Here is a 26072-nt window from a genome sequence, read left to right on the forward strand (position 1 = left end):
ACAAAATGTTAGTTAGACGAAGTATATCGTCACGTCCTGTGCCCCGCCGTTCGGACCGGGCGTCACACGATAGCGCGTCTACCCGCTGCCGCCGTGCACGAAGGTGGCGATCGCGTCAACAATACGACTGGCCATCTGCGTCTTGGAGCCGTGCTGTAGCGCGGACTCGGTGCCGTCGGCGGCCAGCAGCCAGCCGTCGTTGCTGTCCACTTCGAACGCCTTGCCCTCGCCGACCGCATTGACCACCAACAGGTCACAGCCCTTGCGGCGCAATTTGGCTCGCGCATGGAACAGCACGTCGCCGTTGGCGTCGCCGGTTTCGGCGGCGAATCCCACGATGGCGCGCATGTTGGGCAACTGCCCGTCCGCGCGGGCACGCACCACGGTAGCGAGCACGTCGTCGTTGCGGACCAGCTCGATGGTCGGCGCCGCGGTATCTTCTGCCGCCCCCTTCTTGATCTTGGCGGCCGCCACCCGGGCAGGCCGAAAGTCGGCCACCGCGGCGGCCATCACCAGGACATGGGAGTCGGGCGCGTGCTTGGACACCGCGTCACCAAGCTGCTGAGCCGAGCTCACGTGCACCACGTCGACGCCTGCGGGGTCGATGAGCCCGGCGGTGTGTCCGGCGATCAGCGTGACCTCGGCGCCGCGTTGCGCGGCGACTCGGGCGACCGCGTAACCCTGCTTGCCTGAGCTGCGGTTACCGATGAAGCGCACCGGGTCGATGGGTTCGCGGGTGCCGCCGGCCGTCACCAACAGCTTGCAACCGGCCAGGTCGTGAGGCAGGGCGTCGTGGCGCTCCAGCAGCAGCGTGGCGAACGTGACGATCTCCTCGGCCTCGGGGAGCCGCCCGGCGCCGCTGTCGGTGCCGGTGAGCCGTCCGGACGCCGGTTCCAGCACCACCGCGCCGCGGCGGCGCAGCGTGGCCACGTTGTCCTGCGTCGCGGGGTGCAGCCACATCTCGGTGTGCATGGCGGGTGCGAACAGCACCGGACATCGTGCGGTGAGCAGGGTCGCGGTCAGCAGGTCATCGGCGCGGCCGCTGACCGCCCGGGCCAGCAGGTCGGCGGTGGCCGGTGCGACGACGACCAGGTCGGCTTTCTGGCCGATTGCGACGTGCGGTACCGACGGGACGTCGTCGAAAACGCCGGTCTGCACCGGTTCGCCCGACAATGCCTCGAAGGTGGCTGCCCCGATGAAACGCAGCGCGGATTCGGTGGGGATGACGCGGACCTGATGACCGGCCTCAGTGAGCTGGCGGACAACGGTGCATGCCTTGTAGGCGGCGATGCCTCCGGAGACGCCGACGATGATCCGTTTGCGGTCCACAGCGCTCCCGGCCCCGCTCGTTACTCGCCCTCGGTGTGTTCGAGCAGATCGGCGTGGATCTCACGTAGGGCGATCGACAGCGGCTTCTCCTGCAGGCCCGGTTCGACCAGCGGGCCGACGTATTCGAGGATGCCCTCGCCGAGCTGGTTGTAGTAGTCGTTGATCTGCCGCGCTCGCTTGGCTGCGTAGATCACCAGGGCGTACTTGCTCGACACGCGATCGAGCAACTCGTCGATCGGCGGGTTGGTGATACCCAACGGCGTGTCGTAACCGACCGCACCCGACGCCGGATCGAACTGGTCGGGAACGGCGGTCAGGGGCGCGTCGGCTTGCGAGCTACTCACTTGAAAGTCTTTCTCCTGGCGGCATAAAGCGGCGAACGGTTCAGTCCTGGATCGGATTCAGATGATGGGTCACGCCGTGCCCGGCGCAGTATCCACCAGCAAGGATACCAATTGCGCGCAGGCAGTTTCCAATCGACTGTTCACCACGACCTCGTCGAAGTCATCCTGAGCTGCCAGTTCGGTGCGGGCGGTGGCCAGTCGACGCTCGATCACCTCGGGTGTCTCGGTGCCCCGGCCGACGAGTCTGGCCTCCAGGTCTTCCCAGCTCGGCGGCGCCAGGAAAACAGTGATCGCCTCCGGCATCGCCCGCTTGATGGCTCGGGCGCCGGCGAGATCCACCTCGATCAGCACCGGGTGTCCCGCCTGCGTGGCTTCCCGGACAGGCGCCGCGAGCGTGCCCGATCTGTGCAGGCCACCGTGGATTTCCGCCCACTCCAGCAGCGCGCCCGTGTCGATCAACTGCTGGAACTGTTCCGGGGTCACGAAGTGGTAGTCGACGCCGTCGACTTCGCCCGGGCGGGGCTCACGGGTGGTGGCCGACACGCTGAAGTGCAGATCCGGGATGCGCTCACGCAGACACCGGACCAGCGTCGACTTGCCGACCGCGGAGGGACCGGACAACACGACCACGCGCCCGGTGCCCTGCGGCCGTTGACGCTGCTCGTGCGCCTGGTCCGGTCCCACGTCGGCGTTCACCGACTCCCCCGGACACAGTCACGCGGCTCCTCAGCAGGCCTTTCGGCCCGCATCGTCGCCACCGAGGCCCGATTGCGCGGCTCCTCAGCAGGCCTTTCGGCCCGCATCGTCGCCACCGAGGCCCGATTGCGCGGCTCCTCAGCAGGCCTTTCGGCCCGCATCGTCGCCACGCGGCCTAGGAAAAGTCGAACTTTTCCAGCAGTGCTTTGCGCTGGCGATCACCGAGGCCACGCAGACGGCGGGTCGGGGCGATCTCGAGCTCAGTCATGATTTCCTGCGCCTTGACCTTGCCTACCTTCGGCAACGCCTCCAGCAACGCAGAAACCTTCATCTTGCCCAAGACCTCGTCGGTCTCGGCATCCTTGAGCACCTGCTTGAGGTTGGTGCCACCGCGCTTCAGCCGGTCCTTGAGCTCGGCACGCGCTCGACGTGCGGCAGCAGCCTTCTCCAACGCGGCCGCGCGCTGCTCGTCGGTCAACTGGGGAAGGGCCACGATTCCTCCGTCTCATCGATCTTGACTTGTCAGCCGGGGAACTCCCAGCCAGCGCAGACGACCGTACCCACGCCGTCTGACGAAATCTAACCCGCCCCCCGGCTTTCAGCCACAAACCCCCAGCGTGCGGGGCTGTGCGCGGGGATGACCCCCCGACCGGCGACCACCGCGCGCGAACCCGCCCGAGATCTTGCAGCTCCCCGGAACATGCTGTCTACCAGCACTTTTGAGGTGACATCGCTCGGGATCGCGACCGCGACCAGGCTGCCCGGCTGGTCCCTAATGAGCCCGTGAACCCAAAATCGGCCAATTCTGCACGTCACGGCGTGTCGGGCGTGTCGCCGGCGCTTGCTCAGACAACCGCGACGGCAGAAATGGGCCAGAACTACCTTGTGTAGTAGCGGTGTAGTAGCCGTGAAGTAGCCCTCCTGGCGGCCTCCTGGCGGCCTCCTGAGCGCCGAATACTCGATCCAGCGCCCGACGCCACCCGCGCCAGCAAACGGAGCTTCCCGTAGTTCAGGCCATGCACGCACAGCGCCGACCGCCGCGCGTCCCCGGCCGTCGCGCTCGGCATAAGTGCACTTCGGGCGGCAAATCTGTGCTCCGTCAGGCTCCGCGCGGACCGTCGTCGCTCGACTCCTGGCGTGCGGTTTGAATCGCTGATGGCTACCGCTTTTACGGCCCGCAACTGCCCCTTGTTCCGCGGCTGTATCGGTACTATTTCCCAATGGCGATGATGCGCATCCGCGAGGCAGCCGAGCTGCTGGGAGTCAGCGACGACACCGTGCGGCGATGGATTGACCAGGGCGCACTGCCGGTAAGTCAGGACCGCTCCGGCCGCAAGGTGATCCCGGGTGATGTGCTTGCCGAATTCTCCCGCGCCAACGCACCGGCACTGCCCCCGAACCCGCTCGGTGATGTCGCCAGCTCGGCACGTAACCGCTTCGTGGGGCTGGTCACCAAGGTGGTTGCCGACAAGGTGATGACCCAAGTCGAAATGCAGTGCGGGCCGTTCACCGTCGTATCGCTGATGAGCACCGACGCGGCGCGCGAGCTGAAACTGGAACCCGGCAGCGTCGCTGTGGCGAAAGTCAAGGCGACCAACGTCATCGTCGAGACACCCGAAGTCAAGACGTCGGGCGGCGAATAGCGAGCCCCACCGGAGGATCAGCGCGCCACCAGGTAGGCAACCGCAGTGTTCATCCGCTCCGCTGCCGCCCGTAGTGCCGCGACATCCGGCCCTGCCCGCAACACCGCACGGGAAACCGCGGGCCACAGCTGATTTGACGGCGCACCACCGAACGTTCCCAGCGCTTCCGGCCGGCCGCCCTGGGCGCCGATACCCGGCACCAACACCGGGCCGCCCACGTCACTGAGATCGGGCAGCCGGTCCCGCGTGGCGCCGACGACGACGCCCACCGACCCCGACTGTTGCGTCCGGTTCCATGCGGCGACGTCGTGGATCACGGCCTGTGCGACGCTGCGGCCGCCGAAAACCGCGCTCTGCACGCCGGCTCCCTCGGGATTCGAGGTGGCCGCCAGCACAAAGACCCCACGGCCCCGCTCGGCGGCCAGATCCAGCAGTGGCTGCAGTGCTCCGAACCCCAGGTACGGCGAGGCCGTGACCGCATCGGCGGCCAGCGGCGAATCACCAACCCACGCCTTCGCATACGCCGCCATCGTCGAGCCGATATCCGCGCGTTTGGCGTCCGCCAGCACCAGGACCCCGGCGGCGCGCAGCGCGGCGATGGTGCGTTCCAGGATCGCGTAACCCGCGGAGCCGTACGACTCGAAAAAGGCGACCTGCGGTTTGACCATGGCGAAGCCGGCGAACGCGGTCACGCAGATGTCGCAGAACGCCGCCAGGCCGTCGGCCGTCGCCGCTAACCCCCATGCCTCCAGGAGCTCGGGATGCGGGTCGATACCGACGCACAACGCTCCGCGGGCCGATCGTGCCGCGGCCAGCCGGTCGCCGAACCCTGACACTGCTAGCGTCCGCCGTTGCCGAGCGCGCTGTGCAGCTCCTGCAGGGAGCGCACACCGATGACGCCGCGGATGCCGGCCTCGATGCCCTGAACGGCGGCCGACGCGCCCTGCACGGTGGTGACGCAGGGAATGTTCCCGCCGACGGCGGCCGAGCGGATCTCGTAGCCGTCGATACGAGGACCTGAGTTGCCGTACGGCGTGTTGATCACCATGTCGACCTCACCGGCGCGGATCGCATCGACCGCTGACAACGCCGGACGCCCCGGGGTGGGCTCTTCGAAATGCTTACGGACTTCGTCGCACGGGATGCCGTTGCGGCGCAGCATCTCGGCGGTTCCTTCGGTCGCGAGCACCCGGAAACCCAGATCGGCCAGCCGCTTGACCGGGAACACCAGCGACCGCTTGTCCCGGTTGGCCACGGACACGAACACCGTGCCCTGCGCCGGCAGCGACCCGTAGGCCGCGGCTTGGCTCTTGGCGAACGCGCTGCCGAAGTCACGGTCGATGCCCATCACCTCGCCGGTCGATTTCATCTCCGGGCCCAGCAGCGAATCGATGCCCGAGCCGTCGGACTTGCGGAACCGGTGGAACGGCAATACCGCTTCTTTCACCGCGATCGGCGCGTTCGGTGCCGCGCTGGCGCCGTCACCGGTCGGAACCAGCATCCCCTCGTCGCGCAGCTGAGAAATCGTGGCGCCCAACATGATCCGCGAACATGCTTTGGCCAGCGGGACCGCCGTCGCCTTGGAGACGAACGGAACGGTGCGGCTGGCGCGTGGGTTTGCTTCCAGCACGTAGAGCACATCGTCTTTCAGCGCGAATTGCACATTGAGCAACCCGACCACTCCGATGCCGCGCGCAATAGCTTCGGTGGCGTGGCGCACCTTGTCGATGTCGGTGCGTCCCAACGTCACCGGCGGCAACGCGCACGCGGAATCGCCGGAGTGAATGCCGGCCTCCTCGATGTGCTCCATGATCCCGCCGATGTAGACCTCGTTGCCGTCGCAGAGGGCGTCCACGTCGATTTCGATGGCGTCTTCGAGGAAGCGGTCGACGAGTACCGGGTGTTCCGGGGACAGCTCGGTGGCCCGGGTGATGTAGTCCTTGAGCGTCTCGTCGTCGTAGACGATTTCCATGCCCCGACCGCCCAATACGTACGACGGGCGGACCAGGACCGGATAGCCGATCTCGCCTGCGATGCGACGGGCCTGTTCGAACGTCGTCGCCATGCCGTATCGCGGGGCCGGTAGGCCCGCGGCGGTGAGGAGGTCGCCGAACGCGCCGCGGTCCTCGGCCAGATCGATGGCGTGCGGCGGTGTACCCACGATCGGCACGCCGGCATCGGCGAGCCGCTGAGCCAGCCCGAGCGGGGTCTGACCGCCCAGCTGCACGATGACACCGACCACGCCGGGTCCCCCGCTGCCCGACTGGGATTCGGCGTAGAACACCTCGAGGACGTCCTCGAAAGTCAACGGCTCGAAATACAGCCGGTCGGCGGTGTCGTAGTCGGTGGACACGGTTTCGGGGTTGCAATTGACCATCACTGTCTCGAAACCGGCCTGGCTCAGCGTCGTCGCGGCGTGCACGCAGCTGTAGTCGAATTCGATGCCCTGCCCGATGCGGTTGGGCCCGGACCCGAGGATGAGCACCTTGGGTTTGTCGGTCTGCGGCGCGATTTCGGTCTCGGCCGCGGGATCGAGTTCGTAGCTGCTGTAGTGGTAGGGAGTTTTGGCTTCGAACTCCGCCGCGCAGGTGTCCACGGTCTTGTAGACCGGGTGGATACCGAGTCGTTCGCGCAGTGACCTCACTCCGTTTTCGCCGGCCAGTTCCGGTCGCAGTGCGGCGATCTGGCGATCCGAGAGCCCGCTGTGCTTGGCGCGAAGCAACAGATCCACGTCCAGCACCGCGGCATCGACGAGCTCGGTGCGCAGGGTGACCAGTTGCTCGATCTGCGCGACGAACCATGGGTCCACACCGCTGGCCTGGGCGACCTGCTCGACCGAGGCGCCGCGTCGCAGCGCCAACTCGATGTCGTAGAGACGGCCTTCGGTGGGCGTCTGCAGCCGGGTCAGGATGGCGTCGACGTCGCCGTCTGGATCGGGCTTGGTCCAGAACCCGGCACGGCTGGTCTCCAACGAGCGCATCACCTTGCCGAGAGCTTCGATGAAGTTGCGTCCCAACGACATTGCCTCACCAACCGACTTCATAGTGGTGGTCAGCGTCGAATCCGCCCCGGGGAATTTCTCGAAGGCGAACCGCGGTGCCTTGACCACGACGTAGTCGAGGGTGGGCTCGAAGCAGGCCGGGGTTTCCCGGGTGATGTCGTTGAGGATCTCGTCGAGGGTGTAGCCGATGGCAAGCTTGGCGGCGATCTTGGCGATCGGAAAGCCGGTGGCTTTCGACGCCAGCGCGGACGACCGCGACACCCGCGGATTCATCTCGATGACGATCAGCCGACCATCGCGCGGGTTGACCGCGAACTGGATGTTGCAGCCGCCGGTATCCACGCCGACCTCGCGCAGGATCGCGATGCCCAGATCCCGCATCCGCTGGTATTCCCGGTCGGTCAGCGTCATCGCGGGTGCGACGGTCACCGAGTCGCCGGTGTGCACGCCCATCGGGTCCACGTTTTCGATCGAGCACACCACCACGACGTTGTCGTGCCCGTCGCGCATCAGCTCGAGCTCGAATTCCTTCCAGCCGTGGACGGATTCCTCGATGAGCACATTGGCGCTCGGCGAGGCGGCCAGGCCGATGCCGGCCATCCGGTCGACCTCCTCGGCGCTGTGTGCCATCCCCGAACCCAGGCCGCCCATGGTGAAACTTGGCCGTACCACCACCGGCAGTCCGAGCTCGGCGACGGCCTCACGGACCTCGTCCATGGTGAAACACACCCGGCTTCGGGCGGATTCGCCACCGACCTTGGCCACGATGTCTTTGAATCGCTGCCGGTCCTCGCCGCGCTGGATGGCGTCGAAGTCGGCACCGATCAGCTCCACGCCGTAGCGCTCCAGCACCCCGTTCTCATACAGCGCGACCGCGGTGTTGAGCGCGGTCTGCCCGCCCAGGGTGGCCAGCAGCGCGTCGATCTTGTTGCCACGCTGCGCCTGTTGCGCGATCACTCGCTCGACGAATGCCGGGGTGATCGGCTCGATGTACGTGTGATCGGCGTACTCCGGATCGGTCATGATGGTCGCCGGGTTGGAGTTGATCAGGCTGACCTGCAGGCCTTCGCTGCGCAGCACCCGGCACGCCTGGGTGCCCGAATAGTCGAACTCGGCGGCCTGGCCGATGACGATGGGGCCCGAACCGATGACCAGCACGTGGTTTAAGTCAGTCCGCCGCGGCATCAGCGACCCCTCCGGTCCCGGCGCGAGCGGGCACAGTTGTACGCCGGTTGCGGCGTGTCGCCGTACAAACACGCCCGCTCGCGCAAATGGTGGTCGTCATTGGCCGCCCATCAGGTCGACGAACTGATCGAACAGATACTCCGCGTCGTGCGGGCCGGCAGCCGCCTCCGGATGGTATTGCACCGAAAACGCCCGCCCGCTAACAAGTTTGACGCCTTCGACGACGCCGTCGTTGGCGCAGGTGTGACTGACCACCGCCGCACCGAACGGCGTGTCGAACCGCTGCCCGGCCTCACCCTCCAGTGCGAAACCGTGGTTTTGTGCGGTCACCGCCACCCGCCCGGTGGCGTGATCGATCACCGGGACATTGATGCCGCGATGGCCGAACACCATCTTGTAGGTCGACAGACCCAGGGCCCGGCCCAGGATCTGGTTGCCGAAACAGATGCCGAACAGCGGGATCCCGGCGCCGAGCACGTCGCGGGTCACCGCGACGATGTGGTCGGCGGTGGCGGGGTCGCCCGGCCCGTTGGACAAGAACACGCCATCGGGTTGCACTTCGGCGATCTGCTCGAAGGTGGCCGACGACGGCAGCACGTGGGTGCGGATCCCGCGCCGGGCGAAGTTGCGCGGAGTGTTGGTTTTGATCCCGAGGTCGAGCGCCACCACGGTAAATCGTCGCGGTCCCTCGGGTTCCACGACATAAGGCGTGGGGGTGGTGACTTCTCCGGCCAGGTCGGCGCCCAGCATCGGCTGCTGGCTGCGCACCCGGTCCAGCAGTTCTTCGTGCGGGCCAAGCGCGTCCGAGGAGAACACGCCGGCCTTCATCGAGCCGCGGCTGCGCAGGTGACGCACGACCGCGCGGGTATCGATGCCGGCGATACCGACGATGTGCTGCCGGACCAGTTCGTCTTCCAGCGTGCCGGTGGCACGCCAATTCGATGGGCGCGGTGAGGGATCGCGCACCGCATAGCCGGCCACCCAGATCTTGTCGCCACGGCTTTCGGCGTCTTCGGTGTTCCAGCCGGTGTTGCCGATCTGCGGTGCGGTGGCAACCACGATCTGGCGGTGATAGCTCGGATCGGTGAGTGTCTCCTGGTAGCCCGACATGCCGGTGGAAAACACTGCCTCACCGAGTGTTTGGCCGATCGCCCCGAATGGTGTGCCGGTGAAGACCCGGCCGTCCTCGAGGACCAGCAGCGCTTTCATCGGGCGTCTCCCACCGCCAGCCAGCTGGCGTATTCGGCGCGGTCATCGCCGCGGAAACCGGTGTCGATCTCAGTGCCCGACGGTAGCCGCCACCGGATGGCCAAAATCCCCTCCCGCGGGCCGACCTTGCCGACCAAGGCGCGTTCGGTGCGGATGTCCTTGATGGACTCCTGCGGAATCCAGATCGGGCTGGCGCCGCTGCGTTGCAGCATGATCCCTTGCCGGTAGCGGGTCATCACCGCCTTGCTGCGATAACCCAGATCACCGACGGCGACCCGGTCGTTCCAGTTGGGCGCCAGCGTGCTGCCGACATACAACCCACGGGTGGGCCCGACGGTCGCCGAGCCGACCATGTCGGGCCTGGTCGGCAGCGTGCCGATCAGCGCGGCCTGCCGCTCACCGCGGCGGCGCCAGCCGCGCATCATCATCGAGATCACGACAGCGATCAGCACCACGAGCACTGCGGCGAAGATCAGCGATGCGACCAGCGTTGCCGAATTCATGCCGGACTCTTTCCGTCGCGGGCGGTGACCTTGCCGCGCAACAGCGTCGCGGTCACCGTGGCCGGCAAAGTCATCTGCTCGTACGGGGTGTTGGCCGACCGGCTGGCCAGCTCGTCTCCGGCCACTGTCCAGCTTGCCTCGGGGTCGACCACGGTCAGATTCGCCGGCTCACCGATCTCCAGGGGCCGACCCTGATCGGGCAGGCGCGCGATGCGGGCGGGATTCTCGCTCATCACCCGGGCCACGTCGCGCCAGGTCAACAGCCCGGGAAGCACCATCGTCTGCGCGACCACCGACAGCGCGGTCTGCAGCCCCAGCATGCCCGGCAGCGCGGCAGCGAACTCGACGCATTTCTCGTGCTCAGCGTGCGGGGCATGATCGGTGGCCACGCAGTCGATTACCCCGTCGGCCAGCGCTTGACGCAGCGCCTGCGCATCGGCGGCTTCGCGCAGCGGTGGGTTGACCCGGTTGTTTCCGTCGTAGCTGGCCAACCGGGAATCGTCGAGCAGCAGATGATGTGGTGTGACCTCGGCGGTGATCGCAATGCCTTGATCCTTGGCCCATTTCAGGATCTCGACGGTGCCCGCGGTGGAAGCGTGGCAGATATGCACCCGGGCGCCGGCGTCGCGGGCCAGCAGCGCGTCGCGCGCGACGATCGACTCCTCGGCCGCCCGCGGCCAGCCCGACAGCCCGAGCCGCGCGGCGTGGGGTCCTTCGTGGGCGACGGCGCCCACGGTCAGCCGCGGCTCTTCGGCGTGCTGGGCAATCAGCACGCCCAGGCCGGTGGCGTATTCCAGGGCGCGGCGCATCACCAGCGGATCGTGTACGCATTTGCCGTCGTCGGAGAACATCCGCACCTGTGCGGCACCGTCGGCCATCATGCCCATTTCGGTGAGCTCGGCCCCGGCCAGCCCGACGGTGACAGCGCCGACCGGGTGCACGTCGACCAGCCCGACTTCCTGGCCGCGATGCCAGACGTGGTCGGTGACCACCGGGCTGTCGGCGACCGGATTCGTGTTGGCCATCGCAAACACCGCTGTGTAGCCGCCCAACGCCGCTGCGGCCGAACCGGTTTCGATGTCTTCGGCGTATTCGCGGCCCGGCTCACGCAGGTGGGTGTGCAAGTCGACCAGGCCGGGTAGCAGCACCTGCCCGGTCGCGTCGATCACGTCGGCAGTCTCCGGAATGGCAAGGTCCGCACCGATGTCGGTGATCTGACCTGCAAAACCGGGACCGTCGACCAGCACGTCGACCTGGTCGCCCTCGCCGTATAGCCGCACCCCGCGGATGAGCACACTCATGCCGCGATTTCCTCAGTCCCGACCAGCAGATGGAACAGCACCGCCATCCGTACATGCACGCCGTTGGAAACCTGTTGCAGCACAGCAGATTGCGACGAGTCGGCCACCGAGAACGCGATCTCCATGCCCCGCAGCATCGGGCCGGGGTGCAACACCACCGCGTGGCCGGGCAGCATTGCCTGACGCCGATCGGACAGGCCGTAACGCACCGAGTACTCGCGCGCCGACGGGAAGAAGCCGCCGGTCATCCGCTCGGCCTGCACCCGCAGCATCAACACCGCGTCGGCGACGGGCAATTCGGCGTCCAGATCGTAGGACACGGTGACCGGCCAGTCGGCCACGCCGACCGGCAGCAGTGTCGGCGGGGCCACCAACACCACTTCGGCGCCGAGCGTCGCCAGCAGCATGACATTGGATCTCGCGACGCGGCTGTGCAGGATGTCGCCGACGATCACCACCCGCCGACCCTCGATCCCGCCGAGCCGCTGCCGGATGGTCAGCGCGTCCAGCAGGGCCTGCGTCGGGTGCTCGTGGGTGCCGTCGCCGGCGTTGATCACCGTCGGGCCACCGGATTCGGTGGCGGTCCAGTCGGCCAGCCGGTGCGCCGCACCGGAGGCGGGATGGCGGATGATCAGCGCGTCGGCGCCGGCGGCGCGCAACGTCAGCGCGGTGTCCCGCAACGACTCGCCCTTGGCCACGGACGATCCCACCGAGCTGACGTTGATGACGTCGGCGCTCATCCACTTGCCGGCGACCTCGAACGACACCCGGGTGCGGGTGGAGTTCTCGTAGAACATCGTGATGATGGTGCGGCCGCGCAGCGTCGGCAACTTGCGGACCTCGCGGCCCAGCAGCGCCTGGGCGAACCGGTCGGCATCATCGAGGATCGCGGTGGCGTCGTCGCGGCTCAGGTCGCTCGCGGCCAGCAGGTGCCTGCTCATCGGGAGATCACCACCTGATCGCGGTCGTCGTGTTCGGCCAGCCGCACATGCACGCTCTCGCTGCGCGAGGTCGGCACATTCTTGCCCACGTAGTCGGCGCGTAGCGGCAGCTCGCGGTGGCCGCGGTCGACCAGCACCGCAAGCTGCACGGCCCGCGGCCGTCCGATGTCGCGCAGTGCGTCGAGCGCCGAGCGCACCGAGCGCCCGGAGTACAGCACGTCGTCGACCAGGATGACCAGGGCGTCGTCGATGCCACCGGCCGGGATCGAGGTGTTTTCCAGCGGGCGTGGCGGTTTTTGCATCAGGTCGTCGCGGTAGAGCGTGATGTCCAACGCGCCGTGATCGACGTGCACGCCACTGAATTCGGCGATGTGGGAGGCCAGCCGCGTGGCCAGCGTCACGCCACGAGTCGGGATGCCCAGCAGTACCACCCGCGGCGCGTCGGGTCCGTCGAGCGCAGTCTTTTCGATGATCTGATGCGCAATACGAGCAATGGTGCGGCCCACGTCGGCCGCCGACATCAATTCCCTCGAATCGCGGCCTAAGCCGGTTTCACTCGCAGCATTCATGCGAGTTCTTGACCTCCTTCTCCGCCTCACTGGACGGATCGTTAAAGGATGTCGACTGCCGGGCAGCGTAACACTGCCAGCTACTCTGACGAAAATGACAGGCTCTGCGGCACTGAACAATCTCGACGGCAACCAGGCCTCCATCCGCGAGGCATGCGAGGCCGGCCTGCTGGCCGGCGCTGTGACGATGGTCTGGCAGCGCGGAGAGGTGTTGCAGGTCAACGAGATCGGTTACCGCGACGTCGACGCCGGGCTGCCGATGCGCCGCGACACCTTGTTCCGCATCGCCTCGATGACCAAACCGGTGACCGTCGCGGCCGCGATGACCCTGGTCGACGAGGGCAAGCTGGCGCTACGCGATCCGATCACGCGTTGGCTTCCCGAGTTCGCCGACATGCGGGTGCTTGACGACCCAGCCGGCCCGCTGGACAAGACCCATCCCGCGCGGCGGACCATCCTGGTCGAGGATCTGCTCACCCACACCAGTGGGCTGGCGTACGGCTTCTCGGTCGACGGCCCGATATCGCGGGCCTATGTCCGGTTGCCGTTCGGGCAGGGGCCGGACACCTGGCTGGCTGCGCTCGCCGAGTTGCCGTTGGTGCATCAGCCCGGTGAACGGATGACCTACAGTCACGCCATCGACGTGGTCGGGGTGCTGCTGTCGCGCATCGAGGGCAAACCATTCCACCAGGTGCTCGACGAGCGAATCCTGCGACCGCTGGGCATGGTCGACACCGGTTTTGCGGTAACCCCTGAGGCGCGCCGGCGAGCCGCGACGATGTACCGCCTCGACGAACACAACCAGCTGCAACACGACGTGATGGGGCCGCCGCCGCTGACTCTGCCGGCATTCTGCAATGCCGGTGGCGGCTTGTTGTCGACGGCTGATGACTATCTACGGTTCATCGAAATGCTCTTGCGTGATGGCACTTTCGACGGGGTCCGGGTGTTGTCGCCGGAGTCGGCGCGGGCGATGCGCACCGATCGACTTACCGACGAGCAAAAGCGACACCCGTTTCTGGGCGCCCCGTTCTGGGTGGGCCGCGGGTTCGGGCTCAACCTGTCGATCGTCACCGACCCGGCGAAGGCGACGCCGCTGTTCGGGCCCGGCGGCCTCGGCACCTTCAGCTGGCCAGGCGCTTACGGGACATGGTGGCAAGCCGACCCGAGCGCGGACCTGATCCTGCTGTATCTGGTGCAGAACATGCCGACGTTGTCCTCGGATGCCGCCGCGGCGGTCGCCGGCAACACGTCGCTGGCCAGACTGCAAGCGGTGCAACCGAAGTGGGTGCGCCGCACGTATCGCGCCTTGGATTTGTAAGGGCTACGCCGAGATCGACCGTGACGTGGAAAAGTTCGAGAGGGCCGCACGCTAGCGTCGATCTCGGCGAATCTCGGCGGATCCCGGCGAATCAGATCATCGCGAATGGCGACACCTCGGCGCCGATCTCCAGCGCGCAGGCGAGCTCACGGCTGACGTCGTAGTCGAACACCACATGCCCGGAGATGACGTCGACGTCGCGTTTGGCCCGCTGCAACGGGTTGTCCAGAAACTGTGCGCTCGCCCCGGAGGCCTCCAGCAGATCGGCAATCACGGCACGCGACTCGTGCACGATCAACGCCGCCGCGGCCCGGGCGTCGGCGCGCATTGCACGGCTGACCCGCTGACCAGTCTCGACGGTGCTCTGGATCAGCCCGGCGGTTTGGTCGAGCAAGGCAGTTAGTGCGCGCAACCGCACCCTGGCCTCGCCCAGCCGTATCCGCGCGGCGGGCTGATCCTTTTGTGCCACACCGGAATAGGCCAGCACGCGCTCGCCCAGCCGCTGAGCGTAGGTGTCGGCGACGAACTCCGCTGACCCCAGCGCCGGCATCGCGGCGGTCAACGCCAACGCCGGCACCATCGGCCATCGGTACACCGCGGCGCCGTGCAGCGCCGCGCCCGGCGTGCTGCCCCGGTAGATGTCGGCGACATGCACCAGACGATGACCGGGCACCCACACGTCGTCGATAACGACATCGTTGGAACCGGTCGCACACATGCCGGCGGTATGCCACACGTCGTCGACTTCGACCTCGGACGCCGGCAGCAGCACCAGCGCCGGATACGGCGCGCCGTCGGGGTCGCAGATCGCGCCCACCATCACCCAGTCGGCGTCCATCACACCGGTCGCCCAGGACCACCGCCCGGTCAGCCGGATGCCGCCGTCGACCGGTACACCCTTGCCGGTCGGCGCCAGCGGCGCCGGGCAAAGCACCGGGCCGTCGGCGAACACCTCATCCTGGGCCTGCTCGCTGAACAGCCCGAGCATCCAGTTGTGCAGCGTGTAGAAGCCCAGAGTCCAGGCACTCGAGGCACAGCCGTGGGCCATTTGACGCACCATGTCGAAGATCTCCGGGAATTCGGCCTGCTGTCCGCCGTAGCGTGCCGGCTGCAACAGCCGGGCCAGTCCGGACTCCCGGTAGTCGTCGATGGTGGCTTGCGGCAGCCGGCGCTGCTTCTCCGCGTCGACGGCACGCTCGGCAAGTCGGGCGACGAAGTCCGCGGAGACCGTCATGGCCGGACCGTACCATACCTTTTGGTATGGAACGGCTTTCAGTGCCGCAGCATGAGTTCGAGGAAATCCTCGCGTCGGCTGGCAGCCTGCGGGTTCGGCCGCGAACCCGACAGGTGCAAGAAGCCGATACCGGCGGCGAACGTGACGTTGGCGCGCATATCGGCCTCTTCTGGGCCGAACCCCTCGTCGAGGAAGGCTTGGCGGACGGCCGCGACCACCCGCTGGTCGGATTCGCGTACCGCCGCGGCGACGCTCTCCTCCGATCGCGCCCACTCGCGCATCGCACGCTCCAGCATCCAATGTCGGGGGCCCACCAGCGCTGTCATCATCCGGGACAGTCGCTGCCGCGGCGGGTCCGTCGCCAGGTCGTCGAAATACCAGCGGTCCTCATCGCGGACCGCCGCCCAGGCGTCGACCAGCGCCTTGCGGTACGCCTTCATGTCGCTGAAGTGCCAATAGAAGCTGCCTTTGGTGACTGAAAGCCGACGGCAGAGCCGGTCGACGGTCAGCGCCTTGAGTCCCTCTTCGGCGAGTACACGGAAGCCCGTTTGCACCCAATCGTCCACGGAGAGCCGGGAATTGGACGAGCTACCCGAGGTCACCACAATTCATTGCACCTAGTAACTCCAGCGCGTTCACACGCGCTGGCAATGCGCGGGCCATCGGCGTTTCGCGCTGCAACACCTACTGGGTGGCTGGAGCGTCCGGTGCCAGCGGGTTGCCGGGACCGAGTGCCGCGCCGATCCGCAGCTTGTTCACGTCCAGCGGGCCCGGGTCGGGTGCCGTGATGGAGGGATTGAGCAAGCCGCCGAGGTCGGCCGGTCCGCTTTCGGGGACGTCGAACGTTTCGGTGTCGGGAATCGAGAACGCACCTTCGCTGTTGGCCAGCGCGCCGAGTAGGTCCTGCACGTTGAAGTCGCGGAAATCGAGCGTCTCCGAGCCGGCGGGCTGTACTGCCGGGACCTGAACGTCTGGCAGACGAGGCGTGGCCGGGGCAAGCACGATTATTCCGGCACCTGCGATTGCGGCACCGGCGATGAGGTAGGGGCGAAGCGCCAACTGCATTTTCTTTTTCCGTCGCTTGCTGGCCAGTCCTGGTGGTTTCAAAACTGGTGGTCACAAGCCTATCTGAGAAGTGACTGAGAAACAACCAAAGGCAGCAGCCAATTATCCGCGTCCTTTACTCAAGGGGCCTCAGCCGTCGAGCTGGTCGTCGGTATCTCCCGAACTGCCCCGGTTGATGGCCATCCACCGCCGTACGGGCAGGTCCCAGCGCCGTGTTCCGGTGTCGGTGACGTCGGACAGCGAGCGCACCACCGCCTGAGTCAAGCCCATGATCGCGGCCATCACCGGCAGCAGCGGCTGGAACGGCTTGGCCACCGAGCGGACGGTGCTGATGCGCCGGGCCACCACATAGCGCTCGACCGAGTGGTACAGCCACGCCCCGACACCCAGCGCATAGATCGCCAGCGTCGCCGCGATCACCGCCTGCCCGTATGCCGCGCAGACCACCGCGCCCAGCACCACGGTCGCCCCCAGGACGGCAGCGACCAGCACCCGCAGCTCGAGCCGGGTCACGACTCGTTGCTCCGTACCGCCTGCGACGCGGCCCGGATCTGCGGCGTCACCAGCATCACCTGACCCAGCACGCCGTTGACGAACCCGGGCGACTCGTCGGTGGACAGCTCCTTGGCCAGCTGCACCGCCTCGTCCACGGCCACCGGCTCCGGCACGTCATCGGCGTGCAGCAACTCCCACACCGCGACTCGTAGAATGGCCCGGTCCACCGCCGGCAGCCGTTCCAGTGTCCAGCCCTGCAGATGCGACGCGATCAGGTCGTCGATGTGGGCGATGTGCTCGGCGACCCCGCGCGCCACCGTCTCGGTGTACGGGTGCAGCGGCGCCACATCGCGCTTCGCATCGGCCAGCGCCGTGCGGGACTGGACCACATCGACCGGGGACAAGCCGCGGGCCTCGGCCTCGAACAGCAGGTCGACGGCGCGTTTGCGGGCCTGATGCCGTCCTTTGACCGGCCTACCCTCAGGCACGGCCGAGGTAGCTCCCGTCGCGGGAGTCGACCTTGAGCTTGTCGCCGGTATTGATGAACAACGGCACGTTGATCTGTGCGCCGGTCTCCAGCGTCGCCGGCTTGGTGCCCGCGCTGGACCGGTCGCCCTGCAGCCCCGGCTCGGTGTGGGTGACCTCCAGCTCGACGGTGACCGGCAACTCGATGTACAGCGGCGACCCGTCGTGGAAGGCCACCTGCACCGGCATGCCCTCCAGCAGGAACTTCGCGGCGTCGCCGACCAGCGACTCCGGCAGATGATGCTGCTCGTAGTCCTCGCTGTCCATGAACACGAAGTCCGAGCCGTCGCGGTACAGGTAGGTGGTGTCGCGCCGGTCGACGGTGGCGGTTTCCACTTTGACGCCCGCGTTGTAGGTCTTGTCGACGACCTTGCCGGAGACCACGTTTTTCAGCTTGGTGCGCACAAATGCCGGTCCCTTGCCGGGTTTGACGTGTTGGAACTCGACGATCTGCCACAGCTGGCCGTCGATCACCAGCACCAGTCCGTTCTTGAAGTCGGCAGTCGAGGCCACAGTCTTCTATGTCTCCTAGAGAATGGCCAGTTCCTTGGGGAACCGGGTCAGCAATTCGGGGCCGTGTGCTCCCACGACCAACGTGTCCTCGATGCGGACGCCGCCACGGCCGGGCACATACACACCGGGCTCCACCGTCACCACGGAGCCCGCAAGTAGTGTACCGACGGCGCTGGCGCTGATCCCCGGCGCTTCGTGGATCTGTAGCCCCACACCGTGACCCAGGCCGTGCCCGAAATGCTCGCCATGGCCGGCGTCGGCGATCACCGTTCGAGCGCAGGCGTCCACCTCGGACAACGCGGCGCCGGGTTGCAGCGCGTCGCGCCCGGCTTGCTGTGCCGTGGCGACCAATTGGTAGATCTCTTCCTGCCAATCCGCGGCCGGGCTCAGGATGAAGGTGCGCGTCATGTCGGAGTGATAGCCACCGACCAACGCACCGAAGTCGATCTTGACGAAATCGCCGGCAGCCAGCACCGCGTCGGTCGGCCGGTGGTGCGGGATCGCCGAATTCGGCCCGGCGGCCACGATGGTCTCGAACGACACCCCGTCGGCACCGTGGTCGATCATCAGCGACTCGAGCTCGCGGCTCACCTCGCGTTCGGTCCGGCCGGGCCGCAACCCGCCGCCCTGCACCAGGGCGGTCAACGCGGCGTCGGCCGCCTCACAGGCCAGCCGCAACAGCGCCACCTCGCCGGCGTCCTTGACCTCGCGCAGCGCTTCCACCATCCCCGGGGCGCGAACCAGCTCGACCCCGCACGCTTCGTCGGCCAGGGCGTCGAAACCCTCAACGGTGACCACATGGCTTTCGAAACCCAGCCGCCGCACTCCGGCTGAGGCGGCCCGCCCGGCCAGATGCCGTCCGCAGGCCCGCTCGATGGCCACCTCCAGGTCGGGCGCCTGCTGGGCTGCCTGGGTGCGGTAGCGGGCGTCGGTGGCCAGCACCGGCGGCTGGTCGTCGGCGAACACCAATAGCGCGGCGTTCGAGCCGGTGAAACCGGACAGGTACCGCACGTTGATGAGGTCGCTGATCAGCATCGCGTCCAGTCCTGCGGCACGAATCCGGGTGCTGAGATTGACTCGCCGCTGGGAATGTGTCACGCCCGCCGACGCTACTCGCTACGCTGTGGCCCCATGACTAACTGGATGCTGCGCGGGCTGGTGTTCGCAGGGGCGATGGTCGTCGTCCGGCTGTTTCAAGGAGCGTTGATCAACGCCTTCCAAACCCAGGCCGCATTGATCAGCATTGTGCTGCTCCTGCTGTTCATCGCCGCCGCGATGGTGTGGGGCAACTTCGACGGCCGTGCCGACGCCGCGGCCAACCCGGACCCCGATCGGCGCGGCGATCTGGCGATGGTTTGGCTGGTGGCCGGACTGGTGGCCGGAATCCTCAGCGGTTTCGTCGTGTGGCTGATCACGCTGTTCTACAAGGGCATCTACGCTGGCGGGCTGATCAACGAGGTCACCACCTTTGCATCCTTCACCGCGCTGGTGGTTTTCGTGTCCGGGATTGCCGGTGTGACGTTCGGGCGCTGGCGCATCGACCGCACCGGTGCCTACGCCCCACGCTCAGGCCGGGACGAAGAGCGGGTCGACACCGACGTGTTCGCCGCCGTCGGGGGCGGCAACGCGGCGGCCCAGGGCGTCGAGCAGCCTACGGCCACGCAGCCGGCCTACAGCGAGTCGCCCACCGAGGAAATCAAGCTGGACGAGGCCCAGCAGCCCAAGCCGGAAGAACAGTAGGCGTTAACCGCCCGCCAGGTAGCGCAACGCCAGCACATACCCCTGCACGCCGAGACCGACGATCACCCCGGTCGCTACCGAGCTCAGGTAGGAGTGGCGCCGAAACTCCTCGCGGGCATACACATTGGAGATATGCACTTCGATCAACGGGGCGCGCAGCTCGGCACAGGCATCGCGTAGCGCCACCGAGGTGTGGGTCAGCCCGCCGGCGTTGAGGATCACCGGTTCGGCCGCATCGGCGGCCGCATGAATCCACTCCAGCAGCTCAGCTTCGCTATCGCTCTGGCGCACAACAACTTTCAAGCCAAGATTGCTCGCCTCGCGCTCGATCAGCGCCACGAGGTCGTCGTGAGTGGTGTCGCCGTAGACGTCGGGCTCCCGACGGCCGAGCCGGCCGAGGTTTGGTCCGTTGATGACGTTGACGGTAGTCATCGGGCACCCACTTCGGCGTAGGCAGCGGCCAGCAGCGCGGGGTCCGGCCCCTCCAGCCGGCCGGGTTTGGCCAACCCGTCGAGAACCACGAATCGCAGGACCCCCGAACGGGTTTTCTTATCACCGGCCATGAACTCCAGCAATTCCGGCAACGCGTCGGCGTCATAGCTGACCGGCAATCCCAGCGAGGTGAGGATGGCCCGGTGCCGGTCGGCGGTGGCGTCGTCGAGCCGCCCGGTCAGTCGGCCCAGCTCGGCGGCGAACACCAGGCCCACCGAAACCGCGGCGCCGTGACGCCACTGGTAGTGCTCGCGCCGTTCGATGGCGTGCGCCAAAGTATGCCCGTAGTTGAGGATTTCACGCAGCTGCGACTCCTTCTCATCGGCGGCCACCACCTGTGCCTTCACCGCGACCGCACGGTGGATCAGCTCAGGCAGTACCTTGCCGTCCGGTTGCACCGCCGCGGCGGGATCGGCCTCGATGAGGTCGAGGATCACCGGGTCGGCGATGAAACCCGCCTTGACGACTTCGGCCATCCCGGCGGTGATTTCGTTGGCCGGCAACGTTTCCAGGGTGGCAAGGTCGACGAGCACGGCAGTCGGCTGGTGAAACGCGCCGACCAGGTTTTTGCCGGCGTCGGTGTTGATACCAGTCTTGCCGCCAACGGCTGCGTCGACCATGCCTAGCAAGGTGGTGGGCACGTGCACGATGTCGACCCCGCGCAGCCAGGTGGCGGCCGCGAAGCCGGCGACGTCGGTGGCGGCCCCACCGCCCAGGCTGACCAGAGCATCCTTGCGCCCAACTCCGATGCGACCCAACACTTCCCAGATGAATCCCACTACCGGCAGATCCTTGCCCGCTTCGGCGTCCGGGATTTCGATTCGATGCGCATCAACACCCTTGTCGGCCAGACGCTTTCGGATCATCTCTGCGGTCGTCGCCAGCACCGGCTGATGCAGGATGGCCACTCGGTGCCGACCGGCGAGTAGTTCGTCGAGCTCGGCGAGCAGTCCGGTGCCGATCAGCACCGGGTAGGGCGGGTCGACGGCCACCTGCACGGTGACCGGTGCAGCCGGCTTGGTCATTTGCGCGCCTCGGCGCGGCGTGCGGCCAGTGCGGCGGGAGTGAGGGGAGTCGGCGGTTTCTGAGGTTCCGTGTCGGGCTGACTCGGCGCCGGCGGCGGCGTGGTGCGGCGCCACGAGGGCTGTTGACGGGCCCGGACGGTGCACGGGTCTTCCAGCCGCGCCACGATATGGCGGACGACCGCGCCGGGATTGCGCCGGTTGGTGTTCACCCGGATGGTGGCCACGCGCCGGTACAACGGAATCCGCTGCGACATCAGCGCCCGGAACTTCTCGGCGCGGTCGGGGCCGTCCAGCAACGGGCGCACGGTGTTGCCGCCGGTGCGGCGCACTCCTTCGGCCGCGGTGATCTCCAGGAAGACCACGGTGTGGCCGGCCAGCGCGGCGCGCACGCCCGGCGAGGTGACGGCGCCGCCGCCCAGCGACACGATGCCGTCGTGATTGGCCAGCGCCTCGCGGATCACTTCCTCCTCGATGCGGCGGAATTCCTGCTCACCATCGGTGGCGAAGATGTCGGCGATGCTGCGCCCGGTCCGCTGCTCGATGGCGGCGTCGGTGTCGAGCAGCTCGACCCCCAGCGCCTTGGCCAGCCGTCGTCCGATGGTGGACTTGCCCGATCCGGGCAAGCCGACCAGCACGGCCCTGGGCGCCATTACCCCGACACCCGAACTTCGGCGGCAGGTTCGCGCTCGGCGACCGAGCGCAGGTAAGCCTCGACGTTGCGGCGGGTTTCGGTCAGCGAGTCACCGCCGAATTTCTCCAATGCCGCGCGGGCCAGCACCAGCGCCACCATGGTCTCGACCACCACGCCTGCCGCCGGCACCGCGCACACGTCGGAGCGCTGGTGGATGGCGACGGCCTCGTCGCCGGTGGCCATGTCGACGGTCGCCAATGCCCGGGGCACGGTGGAGATCGGTTTCATCGCCGCTCGCACCCGCAAGGGCTGGCCGTTGGTCATGCCGCCTTCCAGCCCGCCGGCCCGGTTGGTCGAGCGGATCACACCGTCGGGGCCGGGATACATCTCGTCGTGGGCACGGCTGCCGCGGCGCCGCGCCGTCTCGAAGCCGTCGCCGATTTCCACGCCCTTGATCGCCTGGATGCCCATCACCGCGCCGGCCAGCTGGCTGTCGAGCCGGTTGTCGCCGCTGGTGAACGATCCGAGTCCGACCGGCAGGCCCACCGCGACGGCCTCCACCACGCCCCCGAGCGTGTCGCCGTCCTTCTTGGCGGCCTCGATTTCGGCGATCATGGATTTTTCGGCTTCCTCGCCGAATGCCCGTACCGGGCTGGCGTCGATTGCCGGGAGGTCCTCGGGCTGCGGCGGTGGGCCGTCGTAGGGCTGCGACCCGCCGATCGAGATGACATGGGACAGCACCTCGACACCGAGTGCCTGCCGCAGGAAGTGCCGGGCGATGGTGCCGGCGGCGACGCGGGCCGCGGTTTCGCGGGCGCTGGCGCGCTCCAGCACTGGGCGGGCGTCGTCGAAACCGTATTTGAGCATGCCCGCGTAATCGGCGTGGCCGGGCCGGGGCCGGGTCAGCGGCGCGTTGCGGGCCACGTCGAGCGCGGCGGCGTCGACCGGGTCAGCGGCCATCACCTGTTCCCACTTGGGCCATTCGGTGTTGCCGATCTCGATGGCGATCGGGCCGCCCAGTGTGCTGCCGTGCCGCACCCCGGCCAGCACGGTGACCTGGTCACGCTCGAACTTCATCCGGGCGCCGCGGCCGTAGCCGAGCCGGCGGCGGGCCAACTGGTCGGCGATGTCCTCAGAGGTGACGCTCACCCCGGCGACCATGCCTTCGAGCACGGCCACCAAAGCTCGGCCGTGGGATTCACCGGCAGTGGTCCAACGCAACACGAGTCCCATCTTCCCATGTCGGGCTCGGCGGACGTAATTCCCGAGAATCGCGTCGAGATCGACGTCAGCGATGCCCGCTCTCGCACTTTTCCGCGCTGTCGTCGATTTCGGGGACGGACGTGCAGGTCACCAGACGACCAGGCCCACGGCTGTTGCGCTGGCCAGACACATCGACGGGCCGTGCGGCACACGGCGCACACCGCGCACCAACGCGACGACCGTGGTCAGCACCGGCGCGACCAGCGCCGCCAAGAACCACACGTCCGCGCCGTAGCATCCCGTCAACGCGCCCAGCCCCAGCGCCAGCTTCACGTCGCCGGCACCCATCCCACGCCGCGACACCAGGTGCACCACCGCATACAGCCCCGCGAGCACCGAACCCCCCAGGACGGCGGACAGGCCGCGGCCAGCGATGTGAGCGGCGGCAATCACGACCACGGCCCCGGGCAGCGTCAACCAGTTCGGCAACCGGCGCTGCGCGATGTCGTAGCCGCTGAGCACACCCATCCACAGCGCCATGGCCACCATCGCCATCGCGGCACGTTAACCCAGTGCGGCCGCCATCGCCGCTCGCGGCGCAGGTTGCCCTGTGAATTGTTCGACCTGCGTGAACGCCTGGTGCAACAGCATCTGCAACCCGCTGATCACCCGTCCCCCGGCCGCGGTCACCGCCTCAGCCAACGGCGTCGGCCAGGGATCGTAGATCGCGTCCAACAGCACCGGCACCGAGGCAAACGCCGGTGCGTACCGGGAAGCCACGTCCGCCGGCAGGGTGTTGACCAGCACCGTCGCGTCGTCCACAGCGGCGTCGTCCAGCCCACTGAACCGGACCGAGACACCGATGCGCTCCCCCAGCTCCACCAACCGGGCGGCCTTGTCCGGGTTGCGGGCAAGGACGGTGATGCTGCTGACCCCGAGCTCGGCCAACCCCACCACGACCGCCGGCGCGGTGCCGCCCGACCCGGTGACCACCGCGTGTCCGGAAGCGGCGCCCAGCGCGCCTTTCACGCCGTCGATGTCGGTGTTGTCGGCCCGCCAACCGTGCGGCGTGCGCACCAGCGTGTTGGCCGAGCCGACCAGCTCCGCGCGTGAGGTGCGCTCGTCGGCGAAGGCCAACGCGGCGAACTTGCCCGGCATCGTCACCGATACCCCGACCCACTCCGGCCCGAAACTGCCGACCACGCTGGGCAATTCGTCGGCGCCGCATTCAATGCGCTCATAGGTCCAGTCGTGCAGGCCCAGCGCGCGATAGGCGGCCAGGTGCAGCTGCGGGGAACGCGAGTGCGCGATCGGCGAGCCGAGCACGCCCGCCCGCCTACCTCGCGGAGTCGAGGACACCGTTGTGCTTGGCCAGCTCGATATTCGCCAGGTGCTGCTGGTAATCGCGGGTGAACAGTGTCGTGCCGCGGGCATCGATCGTGACGAAGTACAGCCAGTCGCCGGGCTCGGGATGCTCGGCCGCTTTGAGCGCATCGATGCCCGGCGAACAGATCGCCGTCTCCGGCAACCCCTCCGACACGTAGGTGTTCCACGCGGTGGGCTCCGCCCGGTCGGCGTCGGTGGTCGCCACTTCCCGCCGGTCCAGCGGGTAGTTCACCGTCGAGTCGAACTCCAGCGTGCGGTGCTCGGCCAGCCGGTTGTAGATGACCCGGGCCACCTTCGGGAAATCCGGTGGTGTGGCTTCGCGCTGCACCAGCGACGCCACCACCAGCACGTCGTGGGGCGACAAGTTCATCGCTTTGGCGGTGTCGGCCAGCCCGGACTTCGCATACTCGGCGGCACTGGCGCTGATCAGGCTCGTCAAAATCTTCTGCGGCGATGCCGCCGGGTTGACGTTGAAGGTGCCCGGCGCGATCAGCCCTTCGATCCGGCGATGATCGCTGCCCATCCGGGTCACCGAATCCATCGCCCACGGCGGCACTTCCAGCACGGCCGGCGGGGTGGTACCGGCGGCGGCTCGCAGGTCGTTCGCCGCGACGCACCGCTTCTCACCGTCAAGCTCCACACAGGTGGCCCGCGATATCAACGTGAAAATGCCGGGAGTCGCGGCGTTGGTCTTGACGTCGGTGGTGTCGTCGAGTTGCCGTCCCTCCGGGATGACCAGCTTGCCCACCCGGCTGTCGGGATTCGCGAGTCGCTCCACTGCCGAGGCCGCCGGAATCTCGGTGCGCAACCGGTAGTAGCCGGGCTGGATCGACGAGATGGCGGAATTGCCATGTGCCGCTTCGACGAACGCGCGGACGGTACGGACCACGCCGCGCTCCTGCAGCATCTGCCCGATGGCGGTGGTCGAGTCGCCGTTGTGGATCTGGATTACCAGGTCGCGTTTGCCGTTGCCGGTGTAGTCGTTTTGCGAGCCGAACATGTGCCAGAGCTTCGACCCGACGAACACCGCGCCGACGACGACGACGACAAGCAGGCCGGTAGCCAAGCCGGCGGTGATTCGCCGACGGCGCCGAGCGCGCTCGGCGCGGATCCGGTCGGCGCGGCTCATCGTGCGGCGCGCCGGCCCGACCGCAACAGGTACTCGCTGGGACTCGCCGCGCTGTCCGTTGCCACCGGGTGCCCGGCGGCGAGAAGGATGGTCACGCACCGCTGACCTCCCCGGGTAGTACAGCGCGGCGCAGATCGAGCCAGCCTTGCAGGATGGCGACGGCGGCGGCCTGGTCGATCACCCCACGCTGCCCCTTGGCCCGCACCCCGGCTGCGCGCAACGAGCGCTGCGCGCTGACCGTTGTCAACCGCTCGTCGGCCAGCCGCACCGGAATCGGGGCGATCCGGCGGGCCAGCAGGTCGGCCAACTCGATCGCGTCGCGAGCCGCCGAGCCGCTGCGATCAGCCAGGGTGCGCGGCAGCCCGACGATCACCTCGACCACGTCCAGCTCGGTGGCCAGCTCGGCCAGCCGGCGCAGATGAGCTCCTGAGCGGTCACGGCGCACAGTTTCCACCGGGGTGGCCAAAATGCCGTCCGGGTCGCAGGCGGCAACACCGATACGCACGCTGCCCACGTCGATGCCGAGCCGCCGCCCCCGCCCGGGGTCGTCTCCCCCGGGCCGGTCCGGAAGCCGGTCCACTGCGGTGTCCAA

General features: G+C 67.8%; 28 protein-coding genes and 1 pseudogene. 3 read left to right on the forward strand and 26 right to left on the reverse strand.

Features of this window, described 5'->3' with window-relative positions:
- Positions 1-78 precede the first annotated feature (78 nt).
- The 4 genes from coaBC to mihF all read right to left on the reverse strand — a co-directional run bounded on the left by coaBC (position 79) and on the right by mihF (position 2862).
- A complete protein-coding gene (gene coaBC / locus MSP7336_RS19170) occupies positions 79-1329 on the reverse strand; it encodes a bifunctional phosphopantothenoylcysteine decarboxylase/phosphopantothenate--cysteine ligase CoaBC (protein WP_113964353.1) in 1251 nt (416 codons plus the stop codon).
- Positions 1330-1349: 20 nt separating this feature from the next.
- The gene (rpoZ, locus tag MSP7336_RS19175) at positions 1350-1673 is read right to left on the reverse strand and encodes a DNA-directed RNA polymerase subunit omega (protein WP_069397297.1); all 324 of its coding nucleotides are present in this window, start codon (positions 1671-1673) and stop codon (positions 1350-1352) included.
- Positions 1674-1742: 69 nt separating this feature from the next.
- Positions 1743-2369, reverse strand: coding sequence for a guanylate kinase (gmk, locus tag MSP7336_RS19180; protein WP_113964354.1), 627 nt, complete (start codon positions 2367-2369; stop codon positions 1743-1745).
- 175 nt (positions 2370-2544) lie between these two features.
- Positions 2545-2862, reverse strand: coding sequence for an integration host factor, actinobacterial type (gene mihF / locus MSP7336_RS19185; RefSeq protein WP_003932123.1), 318 nt, complete (start codon positions 2860-2862; stop codon positions 2545-2547).
- Positions 2863-3589: 727 nt separating this feature from the next.
- On the opposite strand from mihF, the gene MSP7336_RS19190 reads away from it, so the two are divergent.
- Positions 3590-4012 (forward strand): TOBE domain-containing protein, encoded by a 423-nt coding sequence (locus tag MSP7336_RS19190; RefSeq protein WP_069397295.1) that lies wholly within the window; start codon positions 3590-3592, stop codon positions 4010-4012.
- Positions 4013-4029: 17 nt separating this feature from the next.
- On the opposite strand, the gene pyrF is transcribed toward MSP7336_RS19190, so the two are convergent.
- The 7 genes from pyrF to pyrR all read right to left on the reverse strand — a co-directional run bounded on the left by pyrF (position 4030) and on the right by pyrR (position 12721).
- Positions 4030-4848 (reverse strand): orotidine-5'-phosphate decarboxylase, encoded by an 819-nt coding sequence (pyrF, locus tag MSP7336_RS19195; RefSeq protein ID WP_069397294.1) that lies wholly within the window; start codon positions 4846-4848, stop codon positions 4030-4032.
- Positions 4849-4850: 2 nt separating this feature from the next.
- On the reverse strand, positions 4851-8198 hold the full coding sequence (gene carB, locus MSP7336_RS19200; protein WP_069397293.1) for a carbamoyl-phosphate synthase large subunit: 3348 nt from the start codon (positions 8196-8198) through the stop codon (positions 4851-4853).
- Between the two features lie 96 nt (positions 8199-8294).
- Complete coding sequence (gene carA, locus MSP7336_RS19205; protein WP_113964355.1) at positions 8295-9407, reverse strand: glutamine-hydrolyzing carbamoyl-phosphate synthase small subunit; 1113 nt, start codon at positions 9405-9407, stop codon at positions 8295-8297.
- Entirely contained in the window at positions 9404-9910 is a 507-nt protein-coding gene (locus MSP7336_RS19210; RefSeq protein ID WP_069397291.1) for a PH-like domain-containing protein, read from the reverse strand. Before MSP7336_RS19210 ends, carA begins: the two co-directional genes overlap by 4 nt.
- Positions 9907-11211 carry a dihydroorotase gene (locus MSP7336_RS19215; protein WP_069397290.1) on the reverse strand — a complete coding sequence of 435 codons (1305 nt, stop codon included), beginning with the start codon at positions 11209-11211 and terminating at the stop codon, positions 9907-9909. Before MSP7336_RS19215 ends, MSP7336_RS19210 begins: the two co-directional genes overlap by 4 nt.
- Positions 11208-12152 (reverse strand): aspartate carbamoyltransferase catalytic subunit, encoded by a 945-nt coding sequence (locus MSP7336_RS19220; protein ID WP_113964356.1) that lies wholly within the window; start codon positions 12150-12152, stop codon positions 11208-11210. The genes MSP7336_RS19215 and MSP7336_RS19220 overlap by 4 nt, the downstream gene beginning before the upstream one ends.
- Positions 12149-12721 (reverse strand): bifunctional pyr operon transcriptional regulator/uracil phosphoribosyltransferase PyrR, encoded by a 573-nt coding sequence (gene pyrR / locus MSP7336_RS19225; protein ID WP_069397288.1) that lies wholly within the window; start codon positions 12719-12721, stop codon positions 12149-12151. The genes MSP7336_RS19220 and pyrR overlap by 4 nt, the downstream gene beginning before the upstream one ends.
- 94 nt (positions 12722-12815) lie before the next feature.
- On the opposite strand from pyrR, the gene MSP7336_RS19230 reads away from it, so the two are divergent.
- A complete protein-coding gene (locus MSP7336_RS19230) occupies positions 12816-14042 on the forward strand; it encodes a serine hydrolase domain-containing protein (RefSeq protein WP_069397287.1) in 1227 nt (408 codons plus the stop codon).
- Positions 14043-14133: 91 nt separating this feature from the next.
- Here the strand turns inward: MSP7336_RS19230 and MSP7336_RS19235 are convergent, their stop codons facing one another.
- The 7 genes from MSP7336_RS19235 to MSP7336_RS19265 form a co-directional block, all read right to left on the reverse strand.
- The gene (locus MSP7336_RS19235; RefSeq protein WP_113964357.1) at positions 14134-15276 is read right to left on the reverse strand and encodes an acyl-CoA dehydrogenase family protein; all 1143 of its coding nucleotides are present in this window, start codon (positions 15274-15276) and stop codon (positions 14134-14136) included.
- Positions 15277-15314: 38 nt separating this feature from the next.
- Positions 15315-15878: a TetR/AcrR family transcriptional regulator gene (locus MSP7336_RS19240; RefSeq protein WP_069397285.1), complete on the reverse strand. Its 564-nt coding sequence runs from the start codon at positions 15876-15878 to the stop codon at positions 15315-15317.
- Between the two features lie 82 nt (positions 15879-15960).
- Complete coding sequence (locus MSP7336_RS19245; protein ID WP_069397284.1) at positions 15961-16341, reverse strand: hypothetical protein; 381 nt, start codon at positions 16339-16341, stop codon at positions 15961-15963.
- A gap of 129 nt (positions 16342-16470) precedes the next feature.
- The gene (locus MSP7336_RS19250; protein ID WP_069397283.1) at positions 16471-16854 is read right to left on the reverse strand and encodes an antitermination protein NusB; all 384 of its coding nucleotides are present in this window, start codon (positions 16852-16854) and stop codon (positions 16471-16473) included.
- On the reverse strand, positions 16851-17324 hold the full coding sequence (gene nusB, locus MSP7336_RS19255) for a transcription antitermination factor NusB (protein WP_113964358.1): 474 nt from the start codon (positions 17322-17324) through the stop codon (positions 16851-16853). Before nusB ends, MSP7336_RS19250 begins: the two co-directional genes overlap by 4 nt.
- Positions 17317-17874: an elongation factor P gene (gene efp / locus MSP7336_RS19260; RefSeq protein WP_069397281.1), complete on the reverse strand. Its 558-nt coding sequence runs from the start codon at positions 17872-17874 to the stop codon at positions 17317-17319. The genes nusB and efp overlap by 8 nt, the downstream gene beginning before the upstream one ends.
- Positions 17875-17889: 15 nt before the next feature.
- Positions 17890-18972, reverse strand: a complete 1083-nt coding sequence (locus MSP7336_RS19265) for a M24 family metallopeptidase (protein WP_113964359.1) — start codon at positions 18970-18972, stop codon at positions 17890-17892.
- Positions 18973-19005: 33 nt separating this feature from the next.
- Between MSP7336_RS19265 and MSP7336_RS19270 the strand changes: the two genes are divergently transcribed.
- Entirely contained in the window at positions 19006-19614 is a 609-nt protein-coding gene (locus MSP7336_RS19270; protein ID WP_181786851.1) for a B-4DMT family transporter, read from the forward strand.
- A gap of 3 nt (positions 19615-19617) precedes the next feature.
- Here MSP7336_RS19270 and aroQ read toward each other — a convergent pair whose 3' ends face one another.
- The 8 genes and pseudogenes from aroQ to ruvX form a co-directional block, all read right to left on the reverse strand.
- Positions 19618-20046 carry a type II 3-dehydroquinate dehydratase gene (gene aroQ / locus MSP7336_RS19275; RefSeq protein ID WP_069397278.1) on the reverse strand — a complete coding sequence of 143 codons (429 nt, stop codon included), beginning with the start codon at positions 20044-20046 and terminating at the stop codon, positions 19618-19620.
- On the reverse strand, positions 20043-21131 hold the full coding sequence (aroB, locus tag MSP7336_RS19280) for a 3-dehydroquinate synthase (protein ID WP_069397277.1): 1089 nt from the start codon (positions 21129-21131) through the stop codon (positions 20043-20045). The genes aroQ and aroB overlap by 4 nt, the downstream gene beginning before the upstream one ends.
- Before the next feature lie 143 nt (positions 21132-21274).
- Positions 21275-21781 (reverse strand): annotated as a pseudogene (locus MSP7336_RS19285) (shikimate kinase); the annotation flags it as partial.
- Positions 21781-22986 (reverse strand): chorismate synthase, encoded by a 1206-nt coding sequence (gene aroC / locus MSP7336_RS19290; protein WP_113965092.1) that lies wholly within the window; start codon positions 22984-22986, stop codon positions 21781-21783. The pseudogene MSP7336_RS19285 and the gene aroC, both read right to left, overlap by 1 nt.
- Before the next feature lie 126 nt (positions 22987-23112).
- Complete coding sequence (locus tag MSP7336_RS19295) at positions 23113-23520, reverse strand: prepilin peptidase (protein WP_113964361.1); 408 nt, start codon at positions 23518-23520, stop codon at positions 23113-23115.
- 9 nt (positions 23521-23529) lie between these two features.
- Positions 23530-24324: a shikimate dehydrogenase gene (locus MSP7336_RS19300; protein WP_244917494.1), complete on the reverse strand. Its 795-nt coding sequence runs from the start codon at positions 24322-24324 to the stop codon at positions 23530-23532.
- A complete protein-coding gene (locus MSP7336_RS19305) occupies positions 24302-25480 on the reverse strand; it encodes an endolytic transglycosylase MltG (RefSeq protein WP_113964363.1) in 1179 nt (392 codons plus the stop codon). Before MSP7336_RS19305 ends, MSP7336_RS19300 begins: the two co-directional genes overlap by 23 nt.
- A gap of 91 nt (positions 25481-25571) precedes the next feature.
- Positions 25572-26072 (reverse strand): Holliday junction resolvase RuvX, encoded by a 501-nt coding sequence (gene ruvX / locus MSP7336_RS19310; RefSeq protein ID WP_113964364.1) that lies wholly within the window; start codon positions 26070-26072, stop codon positions 25572-25574.

Origin of the sequence: Mycobacterium shimoidei (assembly GCF_900417275.1) — a bacterium.
In the GTDB taxonomy this organism is placed as follows: domain Bacteria; phylum Actinomycetota; class Actinomycetes; order Mycobacteriales; family Mycobacteriaceae; genus Mycobacterium; species Mycobacterium shimoidei.

Coding starts and splice junctions, on each gene's coding strand:
- MSP7336_RS19190 (WP_069397295.1), top strand. CDS start 3,590: ATGGCGATGATGCGCATCCGCGAGGCAGCCGAGCTGCTGGGAGTCAGC.
- carB (WP_069397293.1), bottom strand. CDS start 8,198: ATGCCGCGGCGGACTGACTTAAACCACGTGCTGGTCATCGGTTCGGGC.
- carA (WP_113964355.1), bottom strand. CDS start 9,407: ATGAAAGCGCTGCTGGTCCTCGAGGACGGCCGGGTCTTCACCGGCACA.
- MSP7336_RS19210 (WP_069397291.1), bottom strand. CDS start 9,910: ATGAATTCGGCAACGCTGGTCGCATCGCTGATCTTCGCCGCAGTGCTC.
- MSP7336_RS19215 (WP_069397290.1), bottom strand. CDS start 11,211: ATGAGTGTGCTCATCCGCGGGGTGCGGCTATACGGCGAGGGCGACCAG.
- MSP7336_RS19220 (WP_113964356.1), bottom strand. CDS start 12,152: ATGAGCAGGCACCTGCTGGCCGCGAGCGACCTGAGCCGCGACGACGCC.
- pyrR (WP_069397288.1), bottom strand. CDS start 12,721: ATGAATGCTGCGAGTGAAACCGGCTTAGGCCGCGATTCGAGGGAATTG.
- MSP7336_RS19230 (WP_069397287.1), top strand. CDS start 12,816: ATGACAGGCTCTGCGGCACTGAACAATCTCGACGGCAACCAGGCCTCC.
- MSP7336_RS19235 (WP_113964357.1), bottom strand. CDS start 15,276: ATGACGGTCTCCGCGGACTTCGTCGCCCGACTTGCCGAGCGTGCCGTC.
- MSP7336_RS19245 (WP_069397284.1), bottom strand. CDS start 16,341: ATGCAGTTGGCGCTTCGCCCCTACCTCATCGCCGGTGCCGCAATCGCA.
- MSP7336_RS19270 (WP_181786851.1), top strand. CDS start 19,006: ATGACTAACTGGATGCTGCGCGGGCTGGTGTTCGCAGGGGCGATGGTC.
- aroQ (WP_069397278.1), bottom strand. CDS start 20,046: ATGACTACCGTCAACGTCATCAACGGACCAAACCTCGGCCGGCTCGGC.
- aroB (WP_069397277.1), bottom strand. CDS start 21,131: ATGACCAAGCCGGCTGCACCGGTCACCGTGCAGGTGGCCGTCGACCCG.
- MSP7336_RS19295 (WP_113964361.1), bottom strand. CDS start 23,520: ATGGCGATGGTGGCCATGGCGCTGTGGATGGGTGTGCTCAGCGGCTAC.
- MSP7336_RS19305 (WP_113964363.1), bottom strand. CDS start 25,480: ATGAGCCGCGCCGACCGGATCCGCGCCGAGCGCGCTCGGCGCCGTCGG.